At 38.8% G+C, this 6988-nt stretch carries 6 protein-coding genes; 3 read left to right on the top strand and 3 right to left on the bottom strand.

The annotated features are described in order from the left end of the window. Positions 1 to 255: 255 nt before the first annotated feature. Together RM049_RS32645 and RM049_RS32650 are read left to right on the top strand one after the other, a co-directional pair. Positions 256 to 2235 carry a scytonemin biosynthesis sensor histidine kinase gene (locus tag RM049_RS32645; RefSeq protein ID WP_322707152.1) on the top strand — a complete coding sequence of 660 codons (1980 nt, stop codon included), beginning with the start codon at positions 256 to 258 and terminating at the stop codon, positions 2233 to 2235. Positions 2236 to 2349: 114 nt separating this feature from the next. Continuing rightward, the gene (locus tag RM049_RS32650; RefSeq protein ID WP_322707140.1) at positions 2350 to 3222 is read left to right on the top strand and encodes a response regulator transcription factor; all 873 of its coding nucleotides are present in this window, start codon (positions 2350 to 2352) and stop codon (positions 3220 to 3222) included. Positions 3223 to 3231: 9 nt separating this feature from the next. Here the strand turns inward: RM049_RS32650 and RM049_RS32655 are convergent, their stop codons facing one another. Both RM049_RS32655 and RM049_RS32660 read right to left on the bottom strand, forming a co-directional pair. Next, complete coding sequence (locus RM049_RS32655) at positions 3232 to 4434, bottom strand: AAA family ATPase (protein WP_322707141.1); 1203 nt, start codon at positions 4432 to 4434, stop codon at positions 3232 to 3234. A 441-nt stretch (positions 4435 to 4875) separates the two neighbouring features. After that, positions 4876 to 6057, bottom strand: coding sequence for an ATP-binding protein (locus RM049_RS32660; RefSeq protein ID WP_322700819.1), 1182 nt, complete (start codon positions 6055 to 6057; stop codon positions 4876 to 4878). Positions 6058 to 6102: 45 nt separating this feature from the next. Between RM049_RS32660 and RM049_RS32665 the strand changes: the two genes are divergently transcribed. Next, entirely contained in the window at positions 6103 to 6666 is a 564-nt protein-coding gene (locus RM049_RS32665) for a Uma2 family endonuclease (protein WP_322671095.1), read from the top strand. 22 nt (positions 6667 to 6688) lie between these two features. Here RM049_RS32665 and RM049_RS32670 read toward each other — a convergent pair. Then, on the bottom strand, positions 6689 to 6988 hold a 300-nt coding region (locus RM049_RS32670; protein WP_416212676.1), incomplete at its 5' end, for a WD40 repeat domain-containing protein.

The following is a 6988-nucleotide window of genomic DNA, read 5'->3' on the forward strand; positions in this document are numbered from 1 at the left end:
TATAAAAACTTGTTTAAGTCAATAATTAAAAAAATATTTACTTTAGTTTTTTAGAAAAATTTGGTTTAATAATTCACCTTTTCCTGGTATGATAAGTTTTATTAAGAATAATTAGTAATATTTTTTAATATACTAACTATTTTGACTATTTTTATTTTTTAACAGCCAAACAGTACACCAAAGATTTTAGTAATTTATGACTATTAACTCTTTAATGGGAATGGTGCTGATTGATTACCAGGAGGAAGTATGAACATGAATTCTGGCGAATATACACTAGCTAGATCGAACAATCAATGGGCACTACAACCAGAAATAGAGATGAAGTTTGCTCACTTCCTAATAAATCACGCTGTAGATGCTGCCTTTTGTTTAGGAGCAAACGGGCAGTTTCTTTACGTCAACGATGCCACTTGCCTGATGACTGAGTATTCCCGTGAGGAATTACTTTCTATGAGGCTGCATGATATAGATGTAGATTTTTCGCAGCATAATTGGTCAGATATTAGCTCACAGGGTTCCCTTACCTTTAAATCTCGCTATCGGGCAAAAGGAGGTCGGATATTTCTGGTAGAAATATCGATGAACTATGTAAAACACCAAGATATGGAATTTGGCTGTGCCTTTGCTCGTGAGAAAACTGATGAAATAGTAGAATTGAGCGTCCAAAAGTGGACCGATGAATTAAAAGATGCCAAAGACAATTTGCAACAAGAATTTTCTCAACTCAAGGACAAAGAAGTAGAACTAGAAACATCTCTTTCTTTACTTCGCTCTACTCTTGAGTCTACTGCTATTGGTATTGTTGCAGTTAACTTTGAGGGAGATATTCTGAGCTTGAATCAGAAATTTGTGGATATGTGGCAGATCCCAGAGTCCCTAATACTATCTAAGAAATGTCCTCGATGCAAATCCTTTTTTGAGAGCCAACTAAAAGATCCACAAACTTTTAGTCGGCTGATTTGGGAAGTGTCTAGCCAATCTGATTTCGAGAGTTACGACATTCTAGAGTTGAAAGATGGGAGAGTTTTCGCGCACTATTCTAAACCTCAATTGCTTGAGGGTAAAATTATTGGGAGAGTGTGGAGTATTTGGGACATTACTGAATCGAAACAGACTGAAGAAGCATTACGACTGAACGCAACTAGATTTCGGACTTTAGCAGAAACTACAGATGCCGGTACTTTTCTGATTCAAGATACGCGGCTTTGCTACATAAATCCGGCAGTAGAGCAACTCACTGGCTACACAAAAGAGGAACTACTAACAGGTTTCGATCTTCGCCGACTGATTAAGAGCAAAAAACGCAGGCAAGTACGTAAGCAGGATGAAGCCGCTGATTTTGAATACCAGGAGATGAATATTTTAACAAAAAACGGCACGGAGCGCTGGCTAGCTTGTGCAGTTGCCAAGCTTGACGGAGTGCTGGATTTTGGGGGAAACCCAGTCGAATTAATTGCAGGTATCGATATTACCGATTACAAATATGCAGAATTAGGGCTTAACCAAGCTTTAGAACAAGCCAAACAACTTAGCGAACTTAGAGCGCGTTTTCTTGCTATGGTTTGCCATCAATTCCGAACTCCACTGAATATTGTTTCATTTTCTAATAGTTTACTTAAAGAAGAAGTAGACAAACGTACACAGAAGAAAATCCAACCATTACTCGATCATATTCAAAAAGCCACCGAACAATTGAGCCTGATGTTGGATGATATTTTGTTCTTCTCGAAAGCAGAATCAGCAAAATTAAACTTTGAACCCAAACCGCTTGAATTAGTTCAGTTTTGTGAGGATTTAGTTGCACAAATGCAGATGATTGTTAGCCAAAAAACAATCAATTTTGTCAGTCAAGATAAAACTCTAACAGGATATATAGATAAAAAATTGCTAGAGCCGATTTTGAAGAATTTGCTTGATAACGCAATTAAGTATTCTATCTCGAATCTGGCAATTAATTTAGAACTATCTTGCCAAAATGAAAAAATAATTTTCCAAGTGAAAGATAGGGGGATCGGTATTTCAGTAGTAGACCAACAACGAATATTTGAGCCATTTTACCGTGGTAGTAATATCGATCATATACCTGGCACTGGACTAGGACTATCGATTCTTAAAACTCTTGTAGATTTACATCATGGTCAAGTTTCTGTAGAAAGTGAAGTTGATGTCGGCTCTACGTTTACAGTAATGCTGCCATTAATCAAATCAGAGTTGACCTGTTTCGAGTTATGAGTGTTGAAATGAAGAGAGTTATTAACTAAAAATTTAACAATCATAACTCTCGGAACGAGTCTATTTAGATATTCAGCAAATAGTCTAGTAATTAGCTTCTGCAAAAAGAAAATTATGTCCGAATCGTCAAAGAAAATTCTCGTTATTGAAGATGATAACGTTACTCGCAATCTTTATTTAAAGGGTCTTGAGGGTAAAGGTTTTGATACAATAGGTGCTGACAACGGTCTTGCTGGCATCCACCAAGCACAAAAGCGTATACCCGACTTAGTGATTTGTGATATCACGATGCCCGATATGGATGGTTATAACGTTTTAACTACACTACGCCAAGATCCTCAGACAGCAATTATTCCTTTCATTTTTCTGACTGGCAGTAGTACTAGAGCAGATGTTCGCAAAGCTATGGAATTGGGAGCAGATGACTATCTTAGCAAACCCTCGACACTAGACGAATTGCTCAGAGCGATCGCTACTCGCTTGGAAAAACAAGCTAATCTTCAATACTGGTGTTCTAGGAAATTAGATAAAGCTCCAAAATCATCAGCATTTACAGATGATATTACAGCGATCGCTGTCGGTGTTGCCATCGCCTCTGAGAAAGAAGTCAACATTCGTCCTAAGTCAATCTTTCCCAACATTCCGCAATTAAAAGAAGTTTTCGACTTTATCGAGGCCCATTATCATGAAGGAATTACTTTGTGTGATGTGGCTGTTGCTGTTGGTTACTCATCGGCTTACTTAACTAACCGAGTAAAGGAGACAAGTGGAGAGACTGTAAACTGCTGGATTGTCAAACGCCGGATGGCGGAAGCTTGTTTTTTACTCCAAAATAATAATCACACAGTCGAGAAGATAGCGAAAGCATTAGGCTATCAGGATGTGTCTCATTTCTCCCGTCAGTTTCGCCAACATCACGGTTTACCTCCCCAAGCTTGGCGCAAAGAGCATCAGCTTGTATCGCAAAAACAGGTGAAACTGTGGTGAAAGTAGATTTTATACAAATAGTTGTGTAAATTCATATATTAAATCCACCCTACCTTTACGTAACATGGCTGGATCTAATCTTTCAGTAGTATTACAAGTCATCAAGACAACTAACCGTTGCTGCATCTGAATACCAGAATCATCAATTACACTCTGATACAAAGTGCCATCTAGCAAACTCAAAATGTGTTCGGTTTTGTTATTGTATTGCGCTACCTCCGAAGCACGATTTTGCGCTAGATTATCAGCTTCGTTAATAACGATACAAATACGTTCTATGTAAGTCGGTGGGACAAAATTAGCGATCGCATCATGATCTAAAATAAAAATTACATACCCTAAAGGTACAAGAATTTCTTTTGCTACTGCCTGTGTCCAGACTGTTTTACCAGTACCTGGTTGTCCATGTACAACAACCGCTAACTGGTTTTGATTTAAAATCGCTTGCTGTACAGAATCAGTAAAGTTTTGGATATCTGCGGGAAATGTCCGAATGTTAAATTGACTATGAACTTTGCCTACACGACTTTGATATCCACTCAGCATCACTGCTAAGTCGTAAGTTGCTTTGTTAATTAGTGGCGCGAGATTTTTCGCCATTAAAGTATATTGTCGTCGGCCGCGATCGTAAGGATCGATTTGCAACCAAATGTCATACTTAGACCAGTAAGCGTAAACAGTATTAATAACGTCTAAGCGTTCCCAGCTAACAAATTTATCTATCGGAAAGTAAAAATCTCTTTCTGAGTGATACTGAGTAATAATATCAGGATTACCCAATACACTTAAAACTCGCAGTACAGTAATTTCTTGCAGTCGATTCAGAACATAATCAATAGGAATACTACTACGACTGACAAATTGGACAATAGGTGTTTCCGTACTCAAAACATCTTTGTAGCGATGATCTGGGGATTGCGGATCTGGCGTGATGTAATTCCAAAACTTTTCAACTTCGTAGCGGGTATTATCAGATACAACACTCAATAAATTAGCCCACCAAGCATAATTATTTCGTCCTAAAACATCAGCAATATTACTCGCCAAATTCAAACTTTTTTGACTTAATTCGCGGGAGTCACTGTACAATAGTTGCCATAAAAATCCCCAGTCTAATTCTCGATTAAACGGTCGCCAACCGCAAGCAAGTAAGCTTTGCCGAGTATTATTTGTAGGACTGCCTTCATTGCTTCTAAAATAGTCAAAATCCATATTTATCGGTTATGCAGCGTTAATTAAGTTATTTTGTGTTAAGTAGAAAGTTTTGAAAATTTTTTCTCGTAATATCAACTAATTGCGTGCAAATGGTAATTTTATTTCCACTGTACTGGCGAAGAAGTCTTTTTAATTTAACTCATTACTATTGTAGTACACTGCATTACAAAAAACTACTTATGTCAACTTTTTTGACAAACCAATTGGTAAGTGACTGCTTACTTTTAGCGATTGATGTACCTGCACTACTTATCCGTCTGTAGATGAGGACTTACAGCATATTTCAAGTTGATGAAGTACACAAGCTAGCCTGAAGGTACAAAGCTTGTTTTACTTCTGTTAGCGCAGTGGGGCATAGCCCATTCTGATTCCTGAATTCTGACTCTTGAATTCTGCTGTATATCATGTCCGTGGATATTTTTCAGAAGGTTTTATTTGCTATTTACCTAGCCAGTCTCGAAAGCTGGAATGATACAGACTGTAATGGGTTTCTGAGGCGATTTGTTTTTGCTGTAAGAACTCTAGCCAATTTTCTAGGACTTCTTCAACTTCATACTCATCAGTATCAATGATTTGTGCGATGCCTGCGGCGGGTTGCGCCAACGCTTCCACCGATATTGCTTTTTGCTGCTGGATTAAAACATTTAACACATCTGTGCTATGTTTCGTCTTTTGTTCGGATGGAAACATTTTGTGTAAATGCTGCTGATAATATGCCTCTAAACCAGGCGTGAGTTGATTGTACTGGAAAGGTATTAGGTAGAAATTTTCTGCAATCGCACTTATTACCTGACTGAGATACATAAAATTATTTTCGCTCAAAGCGGTGAGGCGATCGCAGAATTCTTGCTGATTAATCTGGTGATTACTCAGCCAAAATTTAAGATCCCCCCTAATTCCCGTTAACAAGGGGGGAATATTGCCTTCCTTTTCAAGGGGGGTTGGGGGGATCTCTTCATCGGGGGTTAGGTAATTTTGAATATATGCTTGAATATCTCGCCGATTTTGTTCTGGATAATCTGCTAAATCAAGACTTTGGGACGGCGTTTCAATTAATAAACCCGACTTCTCCCGCAAGAAAGGTCTACGAGTGAGGAGGAAATAGACCCCATCCGGGAGATAGCGGGGGAGATAAAACAGATTTGTACCAGGTGGTTGGCTGTTACGGTCAATGCAATTTAATCCATCAATGGCAATTATCAGTTTTTGATCGGGTTCTAACTCATCACTGATTTGCTGGAGAAGACTAGAGAAAAACCAACTTCCCTCTGTGGCGTTATCAGGCAGGGAGGTGTAATTAAGCGAGTATTGATTAATGAGTTGCGTGCAGATATTTATGAGAAATTCGTCAGCACGATTTTTACCCTCAAGTTCGGCATTGTAATAAATAACTTGAGGATTGTTTGTCACATATTTGGCGAGGATGGCACTTTTACCGCTACCGGGTGCGCCAATGATAGTGAAGTAACCCTGGTGATGGCGGTGGAGAAAGTTGTTAATAGCAATGAAAACAAATTCACGACCGACAAAGTTTTGGCTTTTTTCTTGAATGATTTGCTCAAACTCCGTGGGATGTCCTCTGGAATTGATTGCAGTGGGTGGTTTGGGTGGTGAATTCATGATTTTGGAGAATAATTAAAAGATGAGGCAACAGTGGAGGTGGCGATGTCTATACAATTGCTAAGACGGAAATTCACAGTTGAGCAATATCATAAGATGGTTGAGTCGGGGATTCTCACAGAGGATGACCGAGTGGAATTGATTCGGGGAGAGATTATTGAGATGTCGCCGATTGGGACAAAACACGCTGCTTGTGTAAATCGACTAGTTAATCTGTTGGTGCAGCTGTTGGGTAAACGGGTTATACTTGCTGCTCAAAATCCGATCGCGTTGAACGATAACTCAGAACCTCAGCCAGATGTGGCATTACTTAAACCCCGTAATGATTTCTACGCCACAGCACACCCCCAACCCCAGGATATTTTTTTATTAATTGAAGTATCTGATTCGACTGTGATGTATGACCGGGAAGAGAAAATTCCTTTATATGCGGAAGCAAACATAATTGAAGTTTGGTTAGTAGATATTAACGAGCAAATTGTGGAAGTTTATCAACAACCAACAGCCGCAGGATATCAGCTGATGCAAAAGTTCACTAGCGGTCAAACTTTATCAATTCAAGCCTTCCCTGACGTTAATATTACCGTCAAAGAAATCTTTGGCAGATAAAATTATTTCTTTCCTCATTCCTCTATCTTGTCTCAAGACGCAAAAAATGCACCCTACCTGATGCTTCACCTGCCACGGCTAAAGATGTTAAAGGGCTAGTATGAGCTTGGATAGTAATAATATTTTTCCCTTTTTTCAAACTCCAAACTTTGAGGGTATTATCCCATGAGCCAGAAATTATTCGTTTGCCATCAGGTGTTACAGCTACAGCTTGTACAGAATTAGTATGACCTTTTAATGTGTACAATTCTTCTCCCGTCTCTAAATTCCAAACTTTGAGGGTATTATCCCATGAGCCAGAAATTATTCGTTTGCCATCAGG

This window comes from Nostoc sp. DedQUE04 (assembly GCF_034530995.1).
In the GTDB taxonomy this organism is placed as follows: Bacteria; Cyanobacteriota; Cyanobacteriia; order Cyanobacteriales; family Nostocaceae; genus Nostoc.

Excerpts from the sequence above, each read along its gene's own strand:
- RM049_RS32645 (WP_322707152.1), top strand. The coding sequence starts at position 256 with ATGAATTCTGGCGAATATACACTAGCTAGATCGAACAATCAATGGGCA.
- RM049_RS32650 (WP_322707140.1), top strand. The coding sequence starts at position 2,350 with ATGTCCGAATCGTCAAAGAAAATTCTCGTTATTGAAGATGATAACGTT.
- RM049_RS32655 (WP_322707141.1), bottom strand. The coding sequence starts at position 4,434 with ATGGATTTTGACTATTTTAGAAGCAATGAAGGCAGTCCTACAAATAAT.
- RM049_RS32660 (WP_322700819.1), bottom strand. The coding sequence starts at position 6,057 with ATGAATTCACCACCCAAACCACCCACTGCAATCAATTCCAGAGGACAT.
- RM049_RS32665 (WP_322671095.1), top strand. The coding sequence starts at position 6,103 with ATGTCTATACAATTGCTAAGACGGAAATTCACAGTTGAGCAATATCAT.